This is a genomic window from Marinobacterium marinum (assembly GCF_013868415.1).
GTDB classification, from domain to species: domain Bacteria; phylum Pseudomonadota; class Gammaproteobacteria; order Pseudomonadales; family Balneatricaceae; genus Marinobacterium; species Marinobacterium marinum.
This window is the reverse complement of sequence record NZ_JACEMT010000052.1, coordinates 15,940-39,203: the sequence shown is the minus strand read 5'-3', so window position 1 is coordinate 39,203 and position 23,264 is coordinate 15,940. Positions and strand designations below refer to the sequence as shown.

Sequence of the window (23,264 nt, the reverse complement as noted above, 5' to 3'; positions counted from 1 at the left end):
ATCACAATAAAACAGGTTGAATACCTATGATTCAAAACAACCGACCTATGCCATTTTTGCTGGCAATCACGCCGATTGTTCTGATGGTAGCTGCAATGCTGATTACCATTGTTGTGCTGGAGGGCGCCCCCCATATACCTCTGGCATTCGGTACCGTGATTGCTGCACTGGTGGCCGCCAAGCAGGGATTCAGCTGGAAAGAGATTGAGGAAAGCATCTACAAGGGCATTCGTCTGGCGTTGCCGGCGGTGGTTATCATTATCCTTGTGGGACTGGCGATCGGCTCATGGATGGGAGGTGGCATTGTTGCCACCATGATTTACTACGGCCTGCAATTGATGAGCCCGGAGCTGTTCCTGGTGTCAATTGCACTGATGTGTGCAGTGGTGTCCATTGCCATCGGCAGCTCCTGGTCTACCATGGGAACCATCGGCATTGCCGGCATGGGAATTGGCATCAGCATGGGCATTCCCGCGCCCATGGTGGCCGGTGCCGTGATCACGGGGGCCTACTTCGGTGACAAGATGTCGCCTCTGTCCGATACCACCAACCTGGCATCCGGCCTGACCGGTACGGATCTGTTTGTACACATTCAGCACATGCTGTACACCACTATTCCCGGCCTGCTCATCGCACTGGGGGTGTACTGGTATATCAGCACCGGCTTCGCGGCGGGTGAGGCTGAAATGGCGCGTATCAATACAACGCTGACCGTGTTGCAGGACAGCTTTGTCATCTCCCCCTGGTTGCTGCTGGTGCCGTTGACGGTTATTGCCATGGTGGCCCGCAAGGTGCCGGCTTTGCCTGCGCTGGTGGTTGGTGTGGTACTGGGCTTCCTGTGCCAGATCTTCATCCAGGGTGATGATGTGGCGACGGCCATGAGCGCTCTGCAGAACGGTTACGTGATCGAGTCCGGTAATGAAGTCATTGACTCCCTGTTCAACCGGGGCGGCATCGATTCGATGATGTATACGGTCTCCATGACCATTGTGGCGATGACCTTTGGTGGCGTGCTGGAAAATACCGGTATGTTGCAGGCAATTGTGGACAAGATGAAAGGCCTGACGCGTTCAGCGCGGGCGCTGGTGCCGACAACCATCGGTTCCTGTTTCCTGACCAATGCTACCTGCTCCGAGCAGTATATTTCGGTTGTCGTACCGGCGCGCATGTTCTCCAAGGTTTATCATGAGCGTGGTTTGCACTCCAAGAACCTGTCGCGGGCACTGGAAGATGGCGGCACGCTGACGTCGGTCTTCATTCCCTGGAACACCTGTGGTGTCTTCATCCTGGCGACCTTGGGTGTCGGGGCCTGGGAATATGCGCCCTACGCCATTCTGAACTTTGCGGTGCCGATCATCTCGATTATCTATGCCATTACCGGTTTCTCGATCGTCAAGCTCAAGCCGGGCGAAGAGAATGAGGCCTTTGTCATTGATGATGATCAGGGTGTGAAAGCACACTCTTGATGGCGCAGGCGTGAATGAAACCTGCCTCCGGTTCTGAAAGCCGGAGGCAGGTTTTTTTTGCTCCGGCGCCATGTTTACTAACCATCCGGGACCTGCCAGTGATCAAATTTCCTCGCCTGCTTTGGAGTGAGTCAAAACTCAGAAGCAATATCCGTTTCCTGAATCGCCTGTTTGCGACGGCCGGTGCCCCCATGAACTGGACCCCGGTATCCAAGGCGGTCTGTGCCAATCCGGAGATCGTCGGTCTGCTGCTTGATGAGGGGGTGACGGAAATTGCCGACTCTCGCATCGAAAACCTGAAGCGGATCAAGTCGCTGTCAAGTCACTGTTCTACCCTGTTGCTGCGCCTGCCCGGACTGCATGAAGTGGATGAGGTCGTGCGGTATGCCGATACCAGTCTGGTCTCTGAAGCAACCACGATTGAGCGGCTGTCGGCGGCGGCAAGGGACGCGCAGGTGAGGCATCGCATTATCCTGATGGTCGAGCTGGGTGATCTGCGTGAAGGTGTCCTGCCGCAGCAGGTGCTGGCGCTTGGGCGTTTTATTCTGCAGCAGCCGAACATCGACTGGTGTGGCATCGGCACCAATCTGACCTGCTACGGCGGCATTCTGCCGACACGGGAAAAAATGTTGCAGTTACTGGCGATCAAGACGCGGATCGCTGATGAGCTGGGTCATGTATTGGATGTGGTATCCGGCGGCAATTCCAGCTCCCTGCCTTTGCTGCTCAGGGGCGACATGCCGACGGGGGTCAGTCATTTGCGCCTGGGTGAATCCCTGTTGCTGGGGCGCGAGACGGTACGAGGGCAGACCATTGCCGGGATGTATGACGACATTTTCAGACTGGAAGCGGAAGTGATTGAGGTGCGAGTCAAAAGTTCTGTGCCCGAAGGGGAAAGGGGAATGGATGCGTTTGGCAAGGTGCCCGAGTTCGAAGATGTGGGTGAGCACCGGCGTGCGATTCTGGCGATCGGCAGACAGGACGTTCCCATCGATGAGCTGGTGCCGCTGGAGGCGGGCATCCGGATTCTGGGAGGCAGCAGCGATCACATGATTCTGGATGTCGGCAAAAACCCGGTCAAAATAGGCGATATCCTGACGTTTGGCGTCAACTACCCGGTATTGTTGCAGGCAATGACATCGCCTTATGTCGCCAAGGTGCGTGTCTGACGAGCGGCTGGCGTCAGGTGTCGGGCATCAGGACCGAATGGCTCAGCCCGCTGCCGGCCATGGGGTCCTGCTGAGTCTGGCCGATCAGGCGCTTGCGCTCTTCGCGAGGCGTCAGACCGTAATGATTGCGGTATGCCGTGCTGAAGTAGGAGGCACTGGCAAAACCACAATCGAGGCCGACCTGCAGAATCGGCTTGTCGCTGTGACGCAATAACTGTCGGGCTTTTTCCAGCCGTATTTCAAGATAGTACTTGGAAGGCATGGTGTTCAGGTGGCGTTTGAACAGACGCTCCAGATGACGGCGTGAAATACCGACATGGTGAGCCAGGTCATCGGTGCTCAGCGGCTCCTCGATATTGGCCTCGATCAGCTGCACGGCGTCGACCAGCTTGGGCTGATTGATGCCCAGTCGTGTCTGCAGCGGCGCCCGCTGTGGATCTTCACTGGAGCGAATACGCTCATGTACGAACTGCTCTGAAATCGATGCCGCCAGCTTCATGCCGTGATGCTGCCCGATCAGTGACAGCATCATGTCCATGGCGGCGGTGCCGCCGCTGCAGGTGTACCGCCTGTTGTCCAGTTCAAACAGGTTGTTGGTCACCCGTGTCTGAGGGAACTCTTCGCGCAGGTTGTCCAGGTCCCACCAGTGGATAGTTGCACGACAGCCATTGAGCAGACCGGCGCAGGCCAGCAGGTAAGATCCGGTACCTATACCTCCCAGGGCCATCCGGCCGCCACGCTGTCGGCGCAGCCATGCAATGATGTCTTCATTGCCGGTGCGAGCGATGGGGCTGGCACCACACACGAACAGGGTGTCCAGTGGCGGAATATGCTCGATGGCATGATCGACTTGTGTCAGTACACCTGCACTGCTGGGGACCGCCTGCCCGTCCTGGCTGATCAGTAGCGTCTCATAGCAAGACTCGCCCGAAACCCAGTTGGCCATGCGTAACGGCTCGATTGCGGAGGAGAAGGCAATCAGGGAAAAGTTGGGCATTAATAAAAAGCCGATGCGGGCTGGCGTAGTGGTATGGACTTCTGACAACACAGTGATTGCTCGGTTGGTCTTGAAATAAAACGCTGGCAAGAGGGTAATCGTTTTGGGGGCTGCTGTTCAGTCCCAAGCGTAAATAATGTCAATATAGCGCAACTGAAGGTCGCGCTATGTAAATTTGGTGGCTGTTATCTGGCGCTGCTTTTCCTGATAATGATGAGCAGGTTCCGGCACCGATGACACAGGCAAGCGTAGTCGTGGTCGAACAGTGTTGGATAGAGACAGTCAGTTGTCTTGGTGAAGGCCAAGCGGTTACGAGAGGTAAGGTAGCGATATGAGTACTTCACAGGTTACCCGTGCGCTTTTTAATGAGGTCATGGTACCCAATTACAACCCCCAGCAGATGGTACCGGTGCGGGGCCAGGGAAGTCGAGTCTGGGATCAGGACGATAACGAGTATATCGATCTGACCAGTGGCATAGCAGTAACAAGCCTGGGGCATTGTCACCCGGCCTTGGTCAGGGTGCTGAAGGAACAGGCCGACAAGGTTTGGCATCTGAGCAACGTCTATACCAATGAGCCGGCCCTGCAGTTGGCGCAGGCACTGACGCGCGCAACCTTCGCCGACAAGGTGTTTTTCTGCAACTCCGGTGCCGAGGCCAATGAAGCGGCCTTCAAGCTGGCACGCAAGTATGCCAGCGATCATTTCGATGAAGATAAGAACGAAATCATTTCGTTCGTTCAGTCCTTCCACGGCCGTACTCTGTTTACCGTAACGGTCGGCGGTCAGCCCAAGTACTGTCAGGGCTTCAAGCCGGTACCGGGGGGAGTTCACCATACGCCGTTCAACGATCTTGATGCACTGAAGCAGCTGGTGTCCGACAAGACCTGCGCCATTGTCATGGAACCGGTGCAGGGGGAAGGCGGCATCATTCCCGCAGATCCCGAGTTCGTACGCGGTGTGCGTGAACTCTGTGACCAGTTCAATGCACTGCTGATTTTTGACGAAGTACAGACAGGCATGGGGCGTACGGGCAGTCTTTATGCCTACATGGATACCGATGTGACGCCGGATATTCTGACCTCGGCCAAGGGGCTGGGCGGTGGCTTCCCGGTGGGCGCGATGCTGACAACGGACAAGGTTGCACCGAGCTTTTCGGTCGGTACGCACGGCACCACTTATGGCGGCAACCCGCTGGCATGTGCGGTGGCCGGTGAAGTGCTGAATCAGGTGAATCGTCCCGAAGTACTGGACGGCGTGCAGCAGAAAGGCGCTTTGCTGGTAGCCGAGCTGGAAGCGATCAATGCCCGCCACAATATTTTCAAGGATATTCGTGGCAAGGGGCTGCTGATCGGTGCCGAGCTGGTGGACGAGTGGGCCGGCAAGGCGGGTCTGTTCCTGGCTGCCGCACGCGAACAGGGACTGATGATCCTGATGGCGGGCCCGAACGTGCTGCGTTTCGCGCCTTCACTGATCATTCCCGATGAGGATATCCGCGCCGGTTTGCATAAACTTGAGCTGGCCATCGATCAGCTGGTCAACGCGGCAGACGCTGACTGATCCCTCCTGTCTGAACGGCTTTCTTGGCTGTAGCGACTCCTTAAGTTAAAAAAGGGGTCGCATTTTCAACAGACCTGCCTGTATTCAGGCGACATAATTTCAAGACATCCACAATCAGGACGTAAGCATGACTCACGACTTTACCCCCTGGCTGGCTTGGCTGGACGCCCAGCATGAGCCAATGCTCGAAAGTACCCTGGCACTGGCCGAGATTAACTCCGGCACATTGAACCACGAGGGTGTCGACCGGGTGGGTGAAGCCTTGATTCGCCTGTGCCAGCCGCTGGGAGGTGAGGTTGATGTCATCCCGGTTGCGCCTTATCGGCATCTGAATGCCAAGGGGGAGCTGGAGTCCTTCCCGTTGGGCAAGGCGATTCGGGTACGCAAGCGCCCCGAAGCCGAGGTGCAAGTGTTTCTGGGCGGTCACATGGATACGGTTTTTGCCGTTGATCATCCCTTTCAGCAGGTAAGCTGGCTGGATGAAGATACCGTCAATGGTCCCGGAGTGGCGGATCTCAAGGGAGGTCTGGTGGTAATGCTTAACGCCCTGATGGCCTTGGAGCGCAGTCCCTGGGCTAACCAGATCGGCTGGGAAATACTGTTTAACCCGGATGAAGAAATTGGCTCGCCGTCTTCGGCAGAACTGATTGCCGAGGCTGCGAAACGGGTGCATCTGGGCATGATCTATGAGCCCAGCTTCCCGGACGGCAATCTGGCCGGTGAGCGCAAGGGCAGCGGTAATTTCAGCGTGGTCGTGCGTGGCAAGGCTGCCCATGCCGGACGCGAGCATCACCTGGGCCGTAACGCCATTCGAGCCATGGCTGATTTTATTGCGGCGCTGGATGATCTCAACGGTCAGCGCGAGGGCGTCACCATCAATCCCGGATTTATTGAAGGGGGCGGTGCAGTCAATATCGTCCCGGACTTGTGTGTATCGCGTTTCAATATCCGCCTGGAACAGGAGGATGATGAGCATTGGTGTCAGCAGCACCTGGATCGTTTGCTGGCCGAGCTCAACTCCCGTGAGGGCATCAGTATCGAGTTGCATGGCGGTTTTGGGCGTAAGCCCAAGAAGCTGAGTGAGGCCAACCGGAGGCTGTTTGAGCTGGCACGCGACTGTGGGGCAGAGCTGGGCATGCAGATTGCTTGGCTGCCGACCGGTGGTTGCTGTGACGGCAATAACCTGGCTGCGGCCGGTATTCCCAATATCGATACACTGGGCGTACGCGGCGGTAAAATTCACTCGTCGGCGGAATACATGCATGTCAGCAGTCTGACCGAGCGAGCCAAGCTCAGCGCGCTGATTCTGATGAAGCTGGCGACCAGTCAAGACCGCGACTGGCTGGGGGGACGCTGATGCTGGTATTGCGACCGGTCGACTTTCGTGATTTGCAGGGACTGGAGCGATTGGCCGTGGCGTCTGGCGGAAGTCTGACAACCTTGCCTGCCAATCGGGACCACCTGGGCGAACTGATTGACGCTACCGTGCAATCGCTGCGCAAGCCGGTCAGTCAGCCGGAGCAGGAAAGCTATCACTTCGTACTTGAAGACAGCCACAGTGGCGAGATCGCTGGGGTATCCGGTATCGAAGCTGCGGTGGGCATCGCGTCCCCGTTTTACAGTTACCGCATCAGTGAAGTGATTCATGCTTCCAGTGAATTACAGATTCACAATCGTATCCCGGCATTGCACCTGTGTCAGGACTTCACCGGTGCCTCGCGGCTTTACACCCTGTTTCTGGACAAGGCGCATCGTCAGCGCAGCAACCTGCATCTGTTGTCGCGTGCCCGGTTGTTGTTTATCGCGGCACACCGGGAGCGTTTTGACCGACGCATGATTGCCGAGCTTCAGGGCGTGATGGATACGGCGGGACATTCGCCCTTTTGGGAAAGTCTGGGACGTCATTTTTTCAATATGGACTTTGCCAAGGCCAACTATCTGACCGGCATCGATTCGAAGGGCTTTATCGCCGAGCTGTTGCCACAGCACCCGGTATACCTGCCGCTGCTGAGTGAGGCGGCGAGAGCAGCACTGGGGCAGCCGCGCAGCGATGCCGCCAGGGTCAAGTCTCTGCTGGAAGATGAAGGTTTTGCCTACCGTGGCTATGTGGATATTTTTGATGCCGGCCCAACTCTGGAAGCGCAAACGGATCGCTTGCGCACGCTGGTGGAGTGCAAATCCGTCCGCGTCACGGTCAGCAGTCGGGACGAAGACGGTGACAAGGTATTGGCGCTGGTGGCCTGTGGGCAGTTACAGGATTTTCGCTGTTTGCTGGCCGAGGTTGATCCGGTGGACCCGGAGCTGACGCCGGCACAGGCTGCAGCATTGAATGTAAGCAGTGGCGACAGCGTACAACTGGCCAGACTCTGACAGTCGAGACTGGTCGATCAGGGCCGCGGGACAGCTGGCCATCAACACTATTCAATATGAAGCCTGGAGCACAGGGAAGCGCCGGGGTATTCAGCGACGAGCACGACTGGGGTACCGATCATGATGGTAGTTCGCCCGATTACAGCAGCCGACCATGAGGCACTGCGGGAACTGGCCCGCAAAACAGGTCAGGGGTTTACCTCCCTGCAGGATAATGACGAGCAGGTAGCACGCAAGCTGGAAACGGCACTGGCGGCCTGGGATGCGGGCGGTATTCCGGAAGAGGCGCTGTACCTTTTCGTAATGGAAGACACTACCACCGGCGAAGTCGTGGGAATCAGCGGTATTGAAGCGGCCGTGGGCCTGAGTGAACCCTGGTATAACTACCACATGGGTACGCTGCTGCATGCCTCCCGCGAGCTGGGCGTACGCAATCTGATTCATACGCTGACCTTGAGCAACGACCATACCGGTTATTCGGAGTTGTGTACCCTGTTTTTGGCACCGGATGCCCGGCACAGCAAGAACGGCGCTTTGTTGTCCAAGTCGCGTTTCATGTTCATGGCTGAATTTCCGCAGCGCTTCAACGAATACATGCTGGCGGAAATGCGCGGCTACTCCGATGAAAACGGTGTGCCGCCTTTCTGGGAAGGCGTGGGGCGTCATTTCTTCTCGCTCGACTTTGGCGAAGCGGACAAGTTGTCTTCCATGGACAAGGTATTCATCGCCGAGCTGATGCCGAAAAACCCTATTTATATCAACCTGCTGCCGGAAGATGCCCAGCAGGCGATTGGTCAGACCCATCCGGCAACGACTCCGGCACGCAAGCTGCTGGAGGCGGAAGGATTGTGCTTTACCGGTTATATCGACATCTTCGATGGTGGCCCCACGCTGGTGGCACGGATGGGAGATATTCGTGCCATCAACGAAAGCTGCTATGCCCGTGCTCACGTGACCAGTGAGCAGCCTGAAGGCGAGCTGTACCTGGTCAGTTCGACCAGTTTTAATGATTTCCGCTGCTGCATGACCCCGCTCAGCGGTGTTGGCAAGCATGTGGTCGGTTTGCCGCAAGCGGTAGCCGACGCTCTCAAGATCACCGAAGGCAGCACCGTTCGCGTGGTGCCGCTCTCATCTGGCAGGAGAATCTGATATGACCGCATCCGTAATGATCAATGGCGACTGGCTGGATGGCCAGGGCAAGGCCTTCAGTTCGCTGAATCCGGCCCGTGGTGAGGTGTATTGGCAGGGGCAGGCAGCATCGTCGGAGCAGGTCGATGCTGCCGTCAAGGCTGCCCGTACCGCTGCGACCGACTGGGCGCTGGCGGGTTTCGAAGCGCGTGTGGCCATCGCACGTCGCTATGCCGAACTGCTGGGAGAAAACAAGGAAGCGCTGGCAATTGCCATTGCGACTGAAACCGGCAAGCCGTTGTGGGAGGCGCGTACTGAAGTGGGCGCAATGGTCGGCAAGGTCGAGATTTCGGTGAAGGCGTATAACGAACGCACCGGCGCGCGTGAAAGCGACATGGCTGGTGCTCGAGCGGTACTGCGCCACAAGCCCCATGGTGTGGTCGCGGTATTCGGCCCTTACAACTTCCCGGGCCACCTGCCCAATGGCCATATTGTACCGGCATTGATCGCCGGTAACACGGTTGTCCTCAAGCCCAGCGAACTGACTCCCGCTGTTGCCGGTGAAATGGTCAAACTCTGGCTGGAAGCCGGTCTTCCGGCCGGTGTGCTTAATCTGGTACAGGGGGAAAAGGAAACCGGTATCGCGTTGGCATCACATGCCGATATCGATGGTCTTTTCTTCACCGGCAGCTCTAATACCGGCCATATTCTGCATCAGCAGTTTGCCGGTCATCCGGGCAAAATTCTGGCACTGGAAATGGGGGGGAACAACCCGTTGGTCGTGGCGGATGTGGCCGATCTCACGGCGGCCGTGCATGAAACCCTCCAGTCTGCCTACATTACTGCCGGCCAGCGCTGCACCTGTGCTCGCCGTCTGATCGTGCCGACCGGGGAGCAGGGGGATCGTTTTCTGGAGGCCTTGGCCGAGGCGGTACGTGCCATTCAGGTGGGCGATGCCTTTGCTGAACCGGCGCCGTTCATGGGCAGTCTGATTTCCGAGGCTGCTGCCGACGGTATACTGGCTGCTCAGGAAGGTCTGCTGGCACAGGGTGCTACCTCACTGGTACGCAGCGAGAAACTGACGACCGGTACCGGCCTGATTTCGCCGGGGCTGATCGATGTGACAGCCGTATCTGAACGAGTGGACGAGGAAATCTTTGGACCATTACTGCAGGTGATCCGAGTGGCCGACTTTGATGCCGCTATTGCCGAGGCCAACAATACCCAGTTTGGTCTGTCGGCTGGCCTGTTCAGTGATTCCGAAACACAGTTCGACTACTTTTATGATCGTATCCGTGCCGGTATCGTAAACTGGAACAAGCAGTTGACCGGCGCGTCCAGCGCGGCGCCGTTCGGTGGTATCGGTGCCAGTGGTAACCACCGTGCCAGCGCCTACTATGCGGCGGATTACTGCTCCTACCCGGTAGCCGGCATCGAGGCGGATAAGTTGGTGCTGCCGCAGACATTGTCACCGGGGTTGAAACTTTAAGACTCGAGCGGGAGGTTCTGATGCGGGCGATTGAAGCGAATTTTGATGGTCTGGTTGGTCCGACTCACAACTATGCGGGTCTGGCTGTCGGCAACCTGGCTTCGCAACGTCACCAGGCACAAGCCTCCAACCCTCGCGAGGCGGCCCTCCAGGGGTTGGCTAAAATGAAGGCCCTGCACGATCTTGGGCTGGTGCAGGGTGTGCTGGCCCCGCTGGCTCGCCCTGATCTTAAAACCTTGCGTCGGCTGGGATTTTACGGCAATGATGCCGAGGTGATCCGTAACGCGGCGCTGGCCTCCCCGCGATTGCTGGCCGCCTGCTGCTCGGCTTCCAGCATGTGGGTAGCCAATGCAGCGACGGTTACGCCCAGTGCCGATGCTGCCGATCAACGGGTGCACTTCACGCCGGCCAACCTGGCCAGTCAGTTGCACCGTTCACTGGAAACCGAGCACACCGCGCGGGTATTGCAGGCGACGTTCAATGACAGCCGCCATTTTGTGCATCATCCGGCACTGCCCACTGTGGCAGTACTGGGCGATGAGGGGGCTGCCAATCATACGCGTCTGGGGCACGATTACGGCGCACCGGGCGTCGCCCTGTTTGCCTACGGCAGTGGTGGCCCCGGCCCCGAGCCGACGCGTTATCCTGGGCGGCAGACGCTGGAAGCGTCGCGGGCCGTTGCCCGTCAACATCGCCTGGACGAGAGTCAGGTGGTCTTTGCTCGTCAGCACCCGGAGGCCATTGACCAGGGCGTTTTCCACAACGATGTGATTGCCGTCGGCAATCTGGACATTCTGTTCTGTCACGAGCATGCCTTCTACAATCAGGAGCAGGTGGTGCGTGAGCTGAATGTGCGGCTGGGTGGAGCGCTGAGGTTGATACAGGTAGCCGAACAGGATGTGGCTTTGGCCGATGCGGTACGCAGCTACCTGTTCAACAGCCAGTTGCTGAGGTTGCCGGATGGCCGTACCTTGCTGGTGGTCCCCGCTGAATGTCGACAGGTGACATCGGTGTGGCAGTACCTGCAAGAGTTGGAACAGACATCTTCGGTCATTGATAAGGTGCAGGTGTTTGATCTGCGGCAGAGCATGCATAATGGCGGCGGCCCTGCCTGTCTGCGTCTGCGCGTGGTTATGAATGAGGCGGAACAGTCGGCGTTCAACCAGGCTACGCGGATGGATGATGCCCTGTATCAGCGTCTGGTTGATTGGGTGGGGCGGCACTACCGTGATCGGCTGATGCCGGCGGACTTGGCCGACCCCCAGTTGATGGATGAATCCTTCACCGCTCTTGATGAGCTGAGCCGCCTGCTGCAGCTGGGAGCGATTTACCCGTTTCAGCGTTGAAGTGGGGGAGGGGGTCTACACAAATCTTTATAGTTTGTCCTGATCTTCTGTACCTGCCTTGCGGGGCAGAGTCATCGCGCTTTGTGGTGACTCAGGGTATAATCGGCGTCGAGCGGGTCGACTACTGGTATCTGTCGCTACCCCGGGCTCATCGAATTAATACTCAGAGACGCTGGCCTGTCGTAGGGGTCACGTCTGAATTTCAAGGATTACCCCATGCCTGTTATTACACTTCCGGATGCGAGCACTCGCACCTTTAATCATCCTGTTTCCGTGCACGACGTGGCTGCCGATATCGGTACCGGCCTGGCCAAGGCTGCGCTGGCCGGCAAGGTCAATGGCGAACTTGTTGATACCAGCTACGTGATTGAAAATGACGTCGATCTGGCGATCATTACGGTACGTGATGACGACGGCCTGGAAGTGATCCGTCACTCCTGTGCTCACCTGATGGCGATGGCGGTGCAGGAGCTGTTCCCGGGTGCTCAGGTGACCATCGGGCCGGTCATCAATGACGGCTTTTACTACGACTTTGCCTACGAACGTGCGTTTACGCCGGAAGATCTGGAAAAGATCGAAGCGCGGATGGGTCAGTTGGTGAAGGAAAACCTGCCGGTGTCCCGTTCCATTATGGAGCGCGCCGAGGCGGTCAAAATGTTTGAAGGCATGGGCGAGAAGTACAAGGTCGAGATCATCGAGTCGATCCCGGGTGAAGAGCCGCTGTCCTTCTACAAACAGGGTGATTTCATCGACCTGTGCCGTGGTCCGCACGTACCGTCCACAGGCCACATCAAGGCGTTCAAGCTAATGAGCGTAGCCGGTGCCTACTGGCGCGGCGATTCCAAGAACGAAATGCTGCAGCGTATCTATGGCACCGCCTGGGGCGACAAGAAGGCGCTTAAGGCGCATCTGCACCGTTTGGAAGAGGCCGAGAAGCGCGATCACCGTAAGCTGGGGCGTCAGTTGAACCTGTTTCACATGCAGGAAGAAGCACCGGGTATGGTGTTCTGGCACCCGAACGGCTGGACCCTGTACCAGCAGATCGAACAATACATGCGTACCAAACAGCGCCAGCACGGTTACCAGGAGATCAAGACGCCGCAGGTGGTCGAGCGTACTCTGTGGGAAAAGTCCGGCCATTGGGGCAAGTTCCAGGAGCAGATGTTCACCACGCACTCCGAAAGCCGTGACTTCGCTATCAAGCCGATGAACTGCCCCTGTCATGTGCAGGTGTTTAACCAGGGTCTGCGGTCTTACCGTGATCTGCCGTTGCGTCTGGCCGAGTTTGGCTCCTGTCACCGCAATGAGCCGTCCGGTTCTCTGCATGGCATCATGCGTGTACGCGGCTTTGTTCAGGATGATGCGCATATTTTCTGTGCCGAAAACTCGATCCAGTCCGAAGTGGCGTCGTTCATCGAGTTTCTGCATGAAGTCTATGCCGATTTCGGCTTCACCGATATCATCTACAAGTTGTCCACGCGTCCGGAAGAACGTGTCGGTTCCGACGAAAGCTGGGACAAGGCCGAGAAGGCTCTGGCGGATGCGCTGGATACTGCCGGTCTGGATTGGGAAGAGTTGCCGGGCGAGGGAGCCTTCTACGGTCCCAAGATCGAATTCTCGCTGCGTGACTGTCTGGACCGTGTCTGGCAGTGCGGTACCATCCAGGTAGACTTCTCCATGCCGGGCCGTTTGAGTGCCCAGTTTGTCAACGAGCATGGCGAACGTGAAACTCCAGTGATGCTGCATCGTGCAATTTTGGGCTCGTTTGAACGCTTTATCGGTATTCTCATCGAGCATTATGCCGGTGCTCTGCCGTTGTGGCTGTCGCCGTTGCAGGCGGTGGTGATGAATATCACCGATAATCAGGCTGCATATTGCACCGAATTGGCAGAAAAACTGGAAAAAACCGGCCTTAGAGCCGTTGCAGACTTGAGAAATGAGAAGATCGGCTTTAAAATTCGCGAGCGTACTCTGCAAAAAGTGCCCTATCTGTTGGTAGTCGGTGACAAAGAAGTCGAGTCTGGAACTGTTGCAGTGCGTACGCGCTCCGGTGAGGACTTGGGTACGATGACTGTCGATGCGCTGTTAGAACAGTTGGCTCAGGAAGCCGAGCGTAAAGGCCGTCAGGCATAATAAAATCGTCAGGAGATATAGCTATCAGGCGTGATAACAGACGTGGTGGCCGTGCGCCACTACCGCCGATCAATGAAAATATCCGTGCCACCGAATGCCGTCTGATCGGTGCGGATGGTAATCAGGTCGGTGTTGTTTCGATTTCAGAAGCGCTCGAGAACGCTCGAGAGGCTGAACTTGATCTGGTTCAAATCTCGGATTCTGATCCCATTGTCTGTAAGGTTATGGACTATGGTAAACATCAGTACGAGTTGAAGAAAAAGGCAAATGAGGCGAAGAAAAAGCAGTCTCAGATGCAGGTCAAGGAAGTGAAATTCCGTCCGGGTACGGAAGAAGGGGATTATCAGGTAAAACTGCGCAACCTGATACGTTTCCTTGAAGCCGGGGACAAAGGCAAGGTGACCTTGCGTTTCCGTGGTCGTGAGATGGCTCACCAGGAGCTGGGCATGCAGTTGATGCAGCGGATCGAACAAGATCTGGTTGATATCAGCACTGTAGAACAGCGTCCGAAAATGGAAGGTCGTCAAATGGTCATGGTGCTGGCCCCGAAAAAGAAATAGTCACCCGACTGCACAAACCCGATGCCGCTGTTGAGCAGCTGGCAACGGGTTTTGTTGTTTGTCAGAGGCTGGCTGGTTAACAAACGAATGCGTGGAGAAAGTTAATGCCTAAGATCAAAACTGTCCGCGGTGCGGCAAAGCGTTTCAAAAAAACTGCGAATGGCGTCAAGCACAAGCAGGCCTTCAAAAGCCACATTCTGACCAAGAAAAGCACCAAGCGTAAGCGTCAGCTGCGCCCGATGCTGCAGGTTCATGCTGCTGACCAGGCTCTGGTCAAGCGTATGCTGCCGTATTTGTAAGTTCTCTCTCGGTCATTATTTAGTTTTTATTAAGAAGGAAATGCTATGCCTCGCGTAAAACGTGGTGTACAGGCTCGCGCCCGTCACAAGAAAATTCTGAAACAGGCCAAAGGTTACTACGGTGCTCGTAGCCGTGTATTCCGAGTTGCCAAACAGGCTGTCATCAAAGCTGGTCAGTACGCATACCGTGACCGTCGTCAGCGCAAGCGTCAGTTCCGCGCTCTGTGGATTGCACGTATCAACGCTGCTGCACGTATCAACGGTCTGTCCTACAGCCGCTTCATCGCTGGCCTGAAGAAAGCTCAGATCGAAATCGACCGTAAAGTACTGGCTGACCTGGCTGTATACGAGCAGGCTGCTTTTGCTGCGGTTGTCGAAAAGGCTAAAGCTGCACTGGCGTAACCCAACCGTTTGGTAGGGATGGACGACACTGATGACGTACCGATGTATGGATCTGTCGTCCACACATGATCGAATCAAACAGGGGAAGAGTGCGAGCTCTTCCCCTGTTTTTGTTTGGAGCCGGAAATGGAAAATCTTGAGACCCTGTTGGCACAAGGCAAACAGGCGGTTGCTGAAAGCGATACACTGGCTGCACTGGACGAAATCCGAGTGCAGTATCTGGGTAAAAAGGGCGAGCTGACCTCGCTGCTGAAAGGTTTGGGTAAACTGTCTGCCGAGGAACGTCCCGCAGCCGGAGCCCGCATCAACGAAGCCAAGGAAGCGCTGCAGGCAGATATCACGGCCCGTCGTGAGGCGCTGGAAGCTGCGGCGCTGGAAGCCAAACTGGCGGCCGAAACCGTTGATGTGAGCCTGCCGGGCCGTGGTCAGTCGGTGGGTGGCTTGCACCCGGTTACCCGGACTCTGGAACGTATCGAAGCCTTTTTTGGCAGCATCGGTTACAGCGTTGCCGAGGGTCCCGAGATTGAAGATGACTATCATAACTTCGAAGCGCTGAATATTCCGGCTCACCATCCGGCGCGAGCGATGCATGATACCTTCTACTTTGATGCCCACCGCCTGTTGCGTACCCATACCTCGCCGGTACAGGTGCGCACCATGGAGTCTCAGGAACCGCCGATCCGCATCATCTGCCCGGGTCGTGTTTACCGTTGCGATTATGATCAGACTCACTCGCCGATGTTCCACCAGGTGGAAGGTCTGCTGGTCGACCGCAATATTACCTTCGCCGATCTCAAGGGCACGCTGGAGCAGTTCCTGCGCGAGTTCTTCGAGGAAGACGTGAAGGTCCGTTTCCGCCCTTCCTACTTCCCGTTTACCGAGCCTTCCATCGAAGTCGATATCGACCGTGGCGATGGCAAGTGGCTGGAAGTTTTGGGTTGTGGCATGGTGCATCCGAAAGTCTTCGAGTGCTCAGGTATTGATCCGGAAGAATACACCGGCTTTGCGTTTGGTATGGGTGTTGAGCGTCTCGCGATGCTCCGCTACGGCGTGGATGATCTGCGTCTGTTCTTCGAGAATGATCTGCGCTTCCTCGGCCAGTTCAAGTAAGACATCAACGCAAACAAACAGATTTTTCAGGAAAGCAGCATGAAATTCAGTGAACAGTGGTTGCGCGAGCTGGTTCAGCCGCAGATCGGAACTCAGGAACTGGCAGACCAGCTGAGCCTGTCCGGCCTTGAAGTAGACGATGTTGAAGGGGTTGCCGGCGATTTCACCGGTGTGGTCGTGGGCGAAATCCTGACCGCCGAACAGCATCCCAATGCCGACAAGCTGCAGGTATGTCAGGTCAGCGATGGCGAGCAGACGGTGCAAGTTGTCTGCGGTGCACCCAATGCCCGTGCCGGTCTGAAGACCGCCTTTGCCCGTGTTGGGGCGGTGCTGCCGGGCAACTTCAAAATCAAGAAAGCCAAACTGCGTCAGGTTGAGTCTTTTGGCATGCTCTGTGCCGAAGACGAGCTGGGCCTGTCCGAAGACCATGGCGGCATCATGGAGCTGGCGGCGGATGCGCCGGTGGGCCAGGATATTCGTGAGTTCCTCAATCTGAACGACACGATCATCGATGTCGATTTGACACCGAACCGCGGCGACTGCCTGAGCATTGCCGGCATGGCCCGCGAAGTCGGTGTGCTGAACAAGGTGGCGGTAGCGGATGTTGAAGCCTCCGCTGTGGCTCCGCTGGTTGACGACCGTTTCGACGTGCAACTGGTTGATGGTCATGCCTGCCCGCGTTATCTGGGGCGTGTTATTCGCAACATCAATCCGGGTGTGGAAACGCCGCAATGGCTGCAGGAAAAACTGCGCCGTTCAGGTGTGCGCAGCATCGACCCGGTGGTCGATGTCACCAATTACGTGCTGCTCGAATTGGGTCAGCCGATGCACGCTTTCGACCTGAGCAAACTCGACAGCGGCATCAAGGTGCGTCTGGCGGAAGAGGGCGAAAAGCTGGTTCTGCTGGATGGCCAGGAAGTAGCGTTGAGCATTGACACCCTGGTGATCGCCGATGCCAAGGGGCCGGTGGCCATGGCCGGTATCATGGGCGGCGAACCGACTTCGGTAACCGACGCAACCCGCAATATATTCCTTGAGAGCGCTTTTTTTGCGCCGCTGGCGATCGCCGGTCGTGCGCGCAGCTACGGCCTGCACACTGATTCCTCACACCGTTTCGAGCGTGGTGTCGACTGGCAGCTGCAGCGTAAGACGATTGAGCGTGCTACTGCACTGTTGCTGGAAATCGTAGGTGGCGAACCGGGTCCGGTTGTAGAAGCGATCGCAGAAGCCGATTTGCCAGCCGTACGCAAGGTGCACCTGCGTCACGGCAAGGTGACAGCCGTACTGGCACTGGAAATTCCGGCTCCTGAAATTGAAGAGATTCTGACCCGTCTGGGCATGCAGCTGGACGCAGTTGAAGACGGCTGGCAGGTGACCGTGCCGAGTTACCGCTTTGATATCAGTATTGAAGTGGATCTGATCGAAGAGATCGCCCGTGTCTATGGCTACAACAATCTGCCGGTACATACACCGACAGCGGCACTGCCGATTCCTCCGATTGCTGAGGCGCGTCTGACCTTGCAGTCTCTGCGCCGTCATTTGGTGGCCCGTGGTTATCAGGAAGCGATCACCTACAGTTTCATCGAGACCGGTCTGCAGAAGTCTTTCGATGACCAGCACGAAGCTATTGCGCTGGCCAATCCTATCTCTGCCGAAATGGCGGTGATGCGCACCACATTGTGGCCGGGCCTGGCGAAAGCACTGCAGTATAACCAGCACCGTCAGCAGAATCGTGTGCGTCTGTTCGAAACCGGACAGCGCTTCCTGCCCAAGGCGAACGAGCTGGTACAGGAAAACGTAATCGCCGGTATTCTGGCGGGTAGCCGTGATGCAGAAGGCTGGACCGCTGGCAAGGAGAAACTGGACTTCTTCGATGCCAAGGGCGATCTTGAGTCTCTGTTGGCACTGGGAGGCTACGGCGACCGTTTCACCTTTGTGGCAGATCGTCATGTGGCGCTGCATCCGGGACAGACGGCCCGTATCGAGTGCAATGGCGAAACCGTCGGCCATATCGGTGCACTGCACCCTTCGCTGGTGAAAAAGCTGGACTTGAATGGCCCGGTCTACCTGTTCGAGGTTGCCCTGGAGGCGGTGATTTCAGGCAAGCTGCCACGTTTCAGTTCGCTGTCCAAGTTCCCTGAATCGCGTCGCGATCTGGCAGTAGTGGCTGATCAGACAACCGCTTTCGAGGAGATCCGTCAGGTCGTCGAGGCCGAAGCGGGAGAGTTTCTCCAGCAGGTCACTCTGTTTGACGTATACCAGGGCCAAGGTATTGAACCGGGACGAAAAAGTCTGGCGCTGGGCTTGACCTGGCAGCACCCATCGCGCACTCTTAACGAAGAAGAGATCAACAGTGCCGTGAATGCCGTTGTATCCGCACTCCGTGAGCGCTGTGGTGCTACATTACGAGAGTAAACACTGGACAGGGTGACCGACATGAGCTCGTTGACCAAAGCTGACATGGCTGAACGCCTCTATGAGGAGTTGGGCCTGAACAAGCGTGAAGCCAAGGATATGGTTGATTCGTTTTTCGATGAAATTCGCACCAGCCTGGCTCACAACGAGCAAGTGAAACTCTCCGGCTTTGGCAATTTCGACCTGCGCGACAAACGTGAGCGCCCGGGTCGAAACCCCAAGACCGGAGAGGAGGTCCCCATTTCTGCCCGCCGGGTCGTGACCTTCCGCCCAGGGCAGAAACTCAAGGAACGAGTGGAAATTCATGCCGGAAACCAGCCAGACAGCGTCTGAGCTGGGGCCCATACCGCCAAAGCGCTACTTCACCATCGGCGAGGTCGCGGATCTCTGTCGCCTCAAGCCACACGTGCTGAGATACTGGGAGCAGGAATTTGCCCAGATTCAGCCGGTCAAACGTAACAGTCGCCGTTATTACCAGCAGCAGGATGTATTGCTCCTGCGTCAGATTCGCAGCCTGCTGCATGAGCAGGGGTATACCATTGCCGGCGCTCGCCAATGGCTGGCCGGAGAAGGCGGCAGTGATGATACGGCACGTTATCGTCAATTGCTGCGTCAGACCATCGGTGAGCTGGAAGAGATTCAGTCACTGCTGAAATCCGTGTCATTGCGCTGACGGTTGATGGCCGCTGAAATCAATCTGTACCATGAGTCCCTGTTTGCCGTCCTTACGATCGATCAGCTGGAGCTGAGCATGGTGCCGCTCTGCGATCAGTTTCACGATCGATAATCCCAGTCCGCTGCCCGGTTCTGTTCTGTCTCGGCGATAGAAGCGCTCGAATACCCGTTGCTTGTAAGCGTCGTCGATACCGGGGCCTGAGTCGGTCAGGCAGCATCGAACGGCGTGATCAACCAGGCTCAGCGACAGGGTGACTTCGCCGTCTGCGGGAGTATAGCGCAGGGCGTTGTCGATCAGATTGCGCAGCATGAGTCCCAGGTAGAGTGGGTTGCCCTGCACGTACAGGTCGGTATCAGGCGCGTTGAGCCCGAGGTCGATCCGACGTTTGATGGCGAAGCCGACCTGGTCGCCAATCAGTTCGCGGCACAATTCGCTTAAATTAATCTGACCACTGTCGGGCAGCTGCTCTTGGGGATCAAGCCGACTCAGCTGCAACAGCTGTTCGACGATACGATTCAATTGGGAAAGCCCCTTGAGCATCTGCTGGCAACTGGTTTTTCCTTCCTGATGATGTAGATCCTGAGCCAGATTCTGGCAGTGGATCTGCAGAGCGGCCAAGGGAGTACGCAGTTCGTGTGCAGCGTCGGCCGTGAAGCGTCGTTCCCGCTCGAAGCTTTGCTGCAGGCGGGCGAGCAGAGCGTTGAGTGCACCGACCAGTCCGTCTATTTCGTCGGGTACCCGCCTCAGCTCCAGAGGTTCCAGATGGTCAGAACTGCGGGTGGATACTTGCTGACTGATCGTCACCAGCGGTTTCAGATGAAAGCCGATCAACCACCAAATCGTCAGTCCGAGAATCGGGAAGAATATCAGCAGTGGCAGAATGTTTGTCAGTGCTACCTTGATGGCCAGCTCATTGCGGATGTGCTTGTCTTGAACCACCTGAATAAGGCGTTGCCGAGCCGGTTGTTCCAAGGTAAACAGACGCCACTGTTTATCCAGCTGCAGGTCCCGATATCCCTGCTCCATGGTACTGACACCCTGTGGAAAACTGGGCGATACCAGCAGGATGTCGCCGTTCGGGGCAGCGATGCGGTAGGACAGCTGTTTCTCATAAGGATGGGCCGGGAGCCACTCGGCAGTACCGCCGAGAGGGTTTCGGGTCAGTTCACCGGTGTGCACCAGTTGGCCAACCAGGCGGGCCATCTGGGCCATCTGGGCGTCGAACAGCTCTTCGGCTTCGTCCGTGGCGGCCCAGAATGATAGCGCGGCGGCCACCAGACCGGCGCAGGATACGAGGCCAAGCAGGCTGGCGCTGAGAGCGCGGCGGATGGAGGTCATGATCCCGGTTTATCCATCATGTAACCGACTCCGCGTACTGTGCGGATGACGGAGGCGGAGAGTTTCTTGCGCAGGTGGTGAATATGCACTTCGACCGAATTGCTCTCGACCTCGTTGCCCCAGCCGTACAGAGATTCTTCCAGTCGACCCCGGGTGAGCACTTTGCCGGCATTCTCAGCCAGCGTCAGGAGTACGCCATATTCGCGTCGTGACAGGTTGACCGGCTTCCCCTGGAAGCTCACGTTCTGGGACGGAAGGTCGATCTCGATATGCCCCAATTGCAACCGAGTGTCGCTGTAACCCTTATGACGACGAGTAATGGCGCGCAGGCGAGCACGCAGTTCGGCCAGATCAAAGGGCTTGAGCAGGTAGTCATCGGCACCGGCATCAAGGCCGGCGATACGGTCTTCGATGGCGTCGCGCGCGGTCAGGATGAGCACCGGCAGGGTGCTGCCCGCCTTGCGCAACTGTCGCAGCAGGCTCAGACCATCCATACCGGGCAGTCCCAGATCGAGGATCAGGCAGTCAAAATGCTCCACTTGCAGGCTGTGCCAGGCATCCTCGGCATTGGTAAGCCAGTCGGCGGCATCGCCCTCCCGAGTCAGGGCGCGGGTGATGCCGTCGCCCAAGAGGTCGTCATCCTCGATGACCAGTATGCGCATGCGGGTGTCCTTATCTCAGTTGTTGCAGCAGCTGATTGATTTCGCTACGCCGGCCAGCGTCGGCCTGCTCGCGTCCCGGGCGGGGCGAAGCCAGCAGGGCCTGTTGTAGCCGTGCCCGTGCGCCGGCTGAGTCACCCTTGTCCGCCAGGTAAGCCCCGTAAAAGTAGTTGCTGTCGATGCCGTTAGGGTTGACCGCCAGCGCCTGTCGGAACAGTTCGTGAGCCTTGTCGTCATTGCCGAAACCGATCGGCCAGCTCGGCACCTGGTGATACAGCGTGGCCAGACTGGTCAGCGCCGAGCCCTGCAGGGCCTCCGGGTTGCGGTCGATCGCCTGTTCGAACAACTTGCGGGCCTGCTTCACCAGTTTGAGCGCGCCCAGACCGCCCTTGGCGCCGGCTTCGGAACTCAGCGTAATGCCCTGCCAGATCATCAGATCAGGGTCGTCAGGCGTAACGCTGCGCTGGGCTTCCAGCTGGCTGGCCAGTTCGGCAAAGGCCTTGGCGCGGCCGTCGGTGTCCAGTTCATACTGAATCTCGGCCCAGCGTTGCTGGAATGGCAGCAGTTGTTCGGGTGTCGCCGCATGCACCATAGTGGCACAACCCAGGGTCAGGGTCAGCAGACCGACACGGATTAGAGGAGTCTTGTTCATCTTCAGCCTCATGTTCAGATTTAGGGATCAGGGTTGGTTGGCGAAGGTTTTGATCTTGCCCAGTTGTTTGCCCAGCACGCGGCTGATCAGCTCGGGACGCAGGCCGTTGAGGCGCACCAACAGCTTTTCGGGCCAGCCGACAGCCGCCTGTGCCCGGCCTGAGCGCAGCAGCTTGAGCGCAGCCCGGGCCACCCGTTCGGGACTGTCGATGGCGCTGCCGGTGGCGGCGGTCATGGCGTTGGCGTTGTCACTGTTGATATGGGTGCGGGTCGCGCGCGGGGCCAGGTACTGAACACGCAAGGCGGTATCGCTGAACTCGCGCGCAAGTGCCTCGCTGAACAGGCGGATGGCGCCCTTGCTGGCACAATAGGTGCTGTACCCCGGGAAGCCGATGGAACCGAAGGCGGAACCGATGTTGAGAATCACCGGGGCTTCGCCATCGCTGTTCAGCAGCGGGGCGATCAGGGCGCGGGTCAGCAGGATCGGTGCGGTGATGTTGGTGGTGATCAGTTGCTCGATTTGTTCGGGGGGCTGCTGGTCGAACAGCTGGAAACGGCTGATGCCGGCATTGTTGATCAGGGTGTCGAGTCGGGGGAAACCCCGGCTGACGCAAGCCACCAGCTGTTCTCTGCCGGTAGCGATGGCCAGATCGGCACAGCAGATCTGCACCTCCTGAGCGCCGAGATGCAGGCATTGGCCGGCCAGATCGTTCAGCGCATCCGGGTTGCGGCCATGGAGCAGCAGACTGGCGCCTTCTCTGGCCAGAGCCTGGGCCAGAGCGGCACCGATGCCCCCGCTGGCGCCGGTAATCAGGATATGACGGTGATTAAAGTGCATGTTGGCCTCTCAAGCGGTCGGCAGGCTGCGGAAAATATCGGCATAAAGACGGTAGAACACGCGGGCGCTGTGAATGATCAGTGCTTGCTCCTCTGGGTCTTCGATCCGGTCCATGAGGCCACGGAAGAACTGGAAGTGTTCCTGATCGAGCGAGCCGTGCGAGCGCAGGTAACTGAAGGCCGCATCCGGAAGACCAAGCTGATCCTGAATGATCTGGGCCAGGGGAGTCGCCAGGTTTACGCTGGTGCCTTCCAGTACCTGGACCATGCCGAAGAAGCCAACCGGGTTGATGCGGTGGATCAGGTCGTAGGCGTAGGCGACCATCAGCTCGGTCTCGATCGCAGGCTGGCCATGGCGAACTTTTTCCTTGTCCACATCACAGGCGGTCAGGTCATTGAGAATCCACTCCTGATGACCGGTTTCCTCCTCGATATATTCCGCCACCGCCTCGCGCAGCCATTCATGTCGTTCCGGCAGGCGGCTGCCACAGGCCATCAGCAGCGGCAGGGTATGCTTGACGTGGTGATAGGCCTGGGTCAGAAAGGCGGTGTACTGGTTGAGACTGATGTCGCCGCGCTGGCAGGCGACCAGGATCGGTGCGTCCAGCAGGTATTGGCGGGCGGTTTGGGTTTCCAGTTGCAGCTGTTCGTAAAAGGACAT

At 57.5% G+C, this 23,264-nt stretch carries 22 protein-coding genes; 16 read left to right on the top strand and 6 right to left on the bottom strand.

Going from position 1 to position 23,264, the window contains the following annotated elements; genetic code table 11:
• Positions 1-26 precede the first annotated feature (26 nt).
• Both nhaC and H1S06_RS11670 read left to right on the top strand, forming a co-directional pair.
• Entirely contained in the window at positions 27-1,466 is a 1,440-nt protein-coding gene (gene nhaC, locus H1S06_RS11675; RefSeq protein ID WP_181740385.1) for a Na+/H+ antiporter NhaC, read from the top strand.
• 98 nt (positions 1,467-1,564) lie between these two features.
• The gene (locus H1S06_RS11670) at positions 1,565-2,635 is read left to right on the top strand and encodes an alanine/ornithine racemase family PLP-dependent enzyme (RefSeq protein ID WP_328515341.1); all 1,071 of its coding nucleotides are present in this window, start codon (positions 1,565-1,567) and stop codon (positions 2,633-2,635) included.
• A gap of 13 nt (positions 2,636-2,648) precedes the next feature.
• Here H1S06_RS11670 and H1S06_RS11665 read toward each other — a convergent pair whose 3' ends face one another.
• Positions 2,649-3,683: a GlxA family transcriptional regulator gene (locus tag H1S06_RS11665; RefSeq protein WP_328515340.1), complete on the bottom strand. Its 1,035-nt coding sequence runs from the start codon at positions 3,681-3,683 to the stop codon at positions 2,649-2,651.
• Positions 3,684-3,963: 280 nt separating this feature from the next.
• Between H1S06_RS11665 and H1S06_RS11660 the strand changes: the two genes are divergently transcribed.
• The 14 genes from H1S06_RS11660 to H1S06_RS11595 all read left to right on the top strand — a co-directional run bounded on the left by H1S06_RS11660 (position 3,964) and on the right by H1S06_RS11595 (position 19,115).
• Positions 3,964-5,190 carry an aspartate aminotransferase family protein gene (locus tag H1S06_RS11660; protein ID WP_181740379.1) on the top strand — a complete coding sequence of 409 codons (1,227 nt, stop codon included), beginning with the start codon at positions 3,964-3,966 and terminating at the stop codon, positions 5,188-5,190.
• A 127-nt stretch (positions 5,191-5,317) separates the two neighbouring features.
• Complete coding sequence (locus H1S06_RS11655; protein ID WP_181740377.1) at positions 5,318-6,547, top strand: hydrolase; 1,230 nt, start codon at positions 5,318-5,320, stop codon at positions 6,545-6,547.
• The gene (locus H1S06_RS11650) at positions 6,547-7,560 is read left to right on the top strand and encodes an arginine N-succinyltransferase (RefSeq protein ID WP_181740375.1); all 1,014 of its coding nucleotides are present in this window, start codon (positions 6,547-6,549) and stop codon (positions 7,558-7,560) included. Before H1S06_RS11655 ends, H1S06_RS11650 begins: the two co-directional genes overlap by 1 nt.
• Positions 7,561-7,680: 120 nt before the next feature.
• A complete protein-coding gene (gene astA, locus H1S06_RS11645) occupies positions 7,681-8,709 on the top strand; it encodes an arginine N-succinyltransferase (protein WP_181740373.1) in 1,029 nt (342 codons plus the stop codon).
• Between the two features lies 1 nt (position 8,710).
• The gene (gene astD, locus H1S06_RS11640; RefSeq protein ID WP_181740371.1) at positions 8,711-10,177 is read left to right on the top strand and encodes a succinylglutamate-semialdehyde dehydrogenase; all 1,467 of its coding nucleotides are present in this window, start codon (positions 8,711-8,713) and stop codon (positions 10,175-10,177) included.
• Between the two features lie 20 nt (positions 10,178-10,197).
• Positions 10,198-11,523, top strand: a complete 1,326-nt coding sequence (gene astB / locus H1S06_RS11635; RefSeq protein ID WP_181740369.1) for an N-succinylarginine dihydrolase — start codon at positions 10,198-10,200, stop codon at positions 11,521-11,523.
• A gap of 216 nt (positions 11,524-11,739) precedes the next feature.
• Complete coding sequence (gene thrS, locus H1S06_RS11630; RefSeq protein ID WP_181740367.1) at positions 11,740-13,656, top strand: threonine--tRNA ligase; 1,917 nt, start codon at positions 11,740-11,742, stop codon at positions 13,654-13,656.
• Positions 13,653-14,216 carry a translation initiation factor IF-3 gene (infC, locus tag H1S06_RS11625; protein WP_456085596.1) on the top strand — a complete coding sequence of 188 codons (564 nt, stop codon included), beginning with the start codon at positions 13,653-13,655 and terminating at the stop codon, positions 14,214-14,216. Before thrS ends, infC begins: the two co-directional genes overlap by 4 nt.
• A 104-nt stretch (positions 14,217-14,320) precedes the next feature.
• Entirely contained in the window at positions 14,321-14,515 is a 195-nt protein-coding gene (rpmI, locus tag H1S06_RS11620; protein ID WP_091821403.1) for a 50S ribosomal protein L35, read from the top strand.
• Between the two features lie 45 nt (positions 14,516-14,560).
• On the top strand, positions 14,561-14,917 hold the full coding sequence (gene rplT, locus H1S06_RS11615; protein WP_181740365.1) for a 50S ribosomal protein L20: 357 nt from the start codon (positions 14,561-14,563) through the stop codon (positions 14,915-14,917).
• Between the two features lie 126 nt (positions 14,918-15,043).
• The gene (pheS, locus tag H1S06_RS11610) at positions 15,044-16,027 is read left to right on the top strand and encodes a phenylalanine--tRNA ligase subunit alpha (protein WP_181740363.1); all 984 of its coding nucleotides are present in this window, start codon (positions 15,044-15,046) and stop codon (positions 16,025-16,027) included.
• Positions 16,028-16,066: 39 nt separating this feature from the next.
• Positions 16,067-18,442, top strand: a complete 2,376-nt coding sequence (pheT, locus tag H1S06_RS11605) for a phenylalanine--tRNA ligase subunit beta (protein ID WP_181740361.1) — start codon at positions 16,067-16,069, stop codon at positions 18,440-18,442.
• A 21-nt stretch (positions 18,443-18,463) separates the two neighbouring features.
• Positions 18,464-18,775, top strand: a complete 312-nt coding sequence (gene ihfA, locus H1S06_RS11600; protein ID WP_091821389.1) for an integration host factor subunit alpha — start codon at positions 18,464-18,466, stop codon at positions 18,773-18,775.
• Entirely contained in the window at positions 18,747-19,115 is a 369-nt protein-coding gene (locus tag H1S06_RS11595) for a MerR family transcriptional regulator (protein WP_181740359.1), read from the top strand. Before ihfA ends, H1S06_RS11595 begins: the two co-directional genes overlap by 29 nt.
• Here the strand turns inward: H1S06_RS11595 and H1S06_RS11590 are convergent.
• Genes H1S06_RS11590 through H1S06_RS11570 form a run of 5 tightly spaced genes read right to left on the bottom strand, consistent with a single transcriptional unit; the run spans position 19,104 to position 23,264 of the window.
• On the bottom strand, positions 19,104-20,456 hold the full coding sequence (locus H1S06_RS11590) for an ATP-binding protein (protein WP_181740357.1): 1,353 nt from the start codon (positions 20,454-20,456) through the stop codon (positions 19,104-19,106). The genes H1S06_RS11595 and H1S06_RS11590 overlap by 12 nt on opposite strands.
• Entirely contained in the window at positions 20,453-21,118 is a 666-nt protein-coding gene (locus H1S06_RS11585; RefSeq protein WP_181740355.1) for a response regulator, read from the bottom strand. The genes H1S06_RS11590 and H1S06_RS11585 overlap by 4 nt, the downstream gene beginning before the upstream one ends.
• A 10-nt stretch (positions 21,119-21,128) precedes the next feature.
• Complete coding sequence (locus H1S06_RS11580) at positions 21,129-21,767, bottom strand: tetratricopeptide repeat protein (RefSeq protein WP_181740353.1); 639 nt, start codon at positions 21,765-21,767, stop codon at positions 21,129-21,131.
• Positions 21,768-21,794: 27 nt separating this feature from the next.
• Complete coding sequence (locus tag H1S06_RS11575) at positions 21,795-22,604, bottom strand: SDR family oxidoreductase (protein WP_181740351.1); 810 nt, start codon at positions 22,602-22,604, stop codon at positions 21,795-21,797.
• Positions 22,605-22,613: 9 nt separating this feature from the next.
• Entirely contained in the window at positions 22,614-23,264 is a 651-nt protein-coding gene (locus H1S06_RS11570; RefSeq protein WP_181740912.1) for a TenA family transcriptional regulator, read from the bottom strand.

What these genes read in the sequence shown, in the direction of transcription:
- H1S06_RS11585 (WP_181740355.1), bottom strand. Translation starts at nt 21,118, where the DNA reads ATGCGCATACTGGTCATCGAGGATGACGACCTCTTGGGCGACGGCATC.
- H1S06_RS11655 (WP_181740377.1), top strand. Translation starts at nt 5,318, where the DNA reads ATGACTCACGACTTTACCCCCTGGCTGGCTTGGCTGGACGCCCAGCAT.
- H1S06_RS11660 (WP_181740379.1), top strand. Translation starts at nt 3,964, where the DNA reads ATGAGTACTTCACAGGTTACCCGTGCGCTTTTTAATGAGGTCATGGTA.
- ihfA (WP_091821389.1), top strand. Translation starts at nt 18,464, where the DNA reads ATGAGCTCGTTGACCAAAGCTGACATGGCTGAACGCCTCTATGAGGAG.
- nhaC (WP_181740385.1), top strand. Translation starts at nt 27, where the DNA reads ATGATTCAAAACAACCGACCTATGCCATTTTTGCTGGCAATCACGCCG.
- H1S06_RS11590 (WP_181740357.1), bottom strand. Translation starts at nt 20,456, where the DNA reads ATGACCTCCATCCGCCGCGCTCTCAGCGCCAGCCTGCTTGGCCTCGTA.
- astA (WP_181740373.1), top strand. Translation starts at nt 7,681, where the DNA reads ATGATGGTAGTTCGCCCGATTACAGCAGCCGACCATGAGGCACTGCGG.
- pheS (WP_181740363.1), top strand. Translation starts at nt 15,044, where the DNA reads ATGGAAAATCTTGAGACCCTGTTGGCACAAGGCAAACAGGCGGTTGCT.
- H1S06_RS11570 (WP_181740912.1), bottom strand. Translation starts at nt 23,264, where the DNA reads ATGTCCTTTTACGAACAGCTGCAACTGGAAACCCAAACCGCCCGCCAA.
- H1S06_RS11580 (WP_181740353.1), bottom strand. Translation starts at nt 21,767, where the DNA reads ATGAACAAGACTCCTCTAATCCGTGTCGGTCTGCTGACCCTGACCCTG.
- astB (WP_181740369.1), top strand. Translation starts at nt 10,198, where the DNA reads ATGCGGGCGATTGAAGCGAATTTTGATGGTCTGGTTGGTCCGACTCAC.
- H1S06_RS11575 (WP_181740351.1), bottom strand. Translation starts at nt 22,604, where the DNA reads ATGCACTTTAATCACCGTCATATCCTGATTACCGGCGCCAGCGGGGGC.
- thrS (WP_181740367.1), top strand. Translation starts at nt 11,740, where the DNA reads ATGCCTGTTATTACACTTCCGGATGCGAGCACTCGCACCTTTAATCAT.
- H1S06_RS11650 (WP_181740375.1), top strand. Translation starts at nt 6,547, where the DNA reads ATGCTGGTATTGCGACCGGTCGACTTTCGTGATTTGCAGGGACTGGAG.
- pheT (WP_181740361.1), top strand. Translation starts at nt 16,067, where the DNA reads ATGAAATTCAGTGAACAGTGGTTGCGCGAGCTGGTTCAGCCGCAGATC.
- rpmI (WP_091821403.1), top strand. Translation starts at nt 14,321, where the DNA reads ATGCCTAAGATCAAAACTGTCCGCGGTGCGGCAAAGCGTTTCAAAAAA.
- rplT (WP_181740365.1), top strand. Translation starts at nt 14,561, where the DNA reads ATGCCTCGCGTAAAACGTGGTGTACAGGCTCGCGCCCGTCACAAGAAA.
- astD (WP_181740371.1), top strand. Translation starts at nt 8,711, where the DNA reads ATGACCGCATCCGTAATGATCAATGGCGACTGGCTGGATGGCCAGGGC.
- H1S06_RS11595 (WP_181740359.1), top strand. Translation starts at nt 18,747, where the DNA reads ATGCCGGAAACCAGCCAGACAGCGTCTGAGCTGGGGCCCATACCGCCA.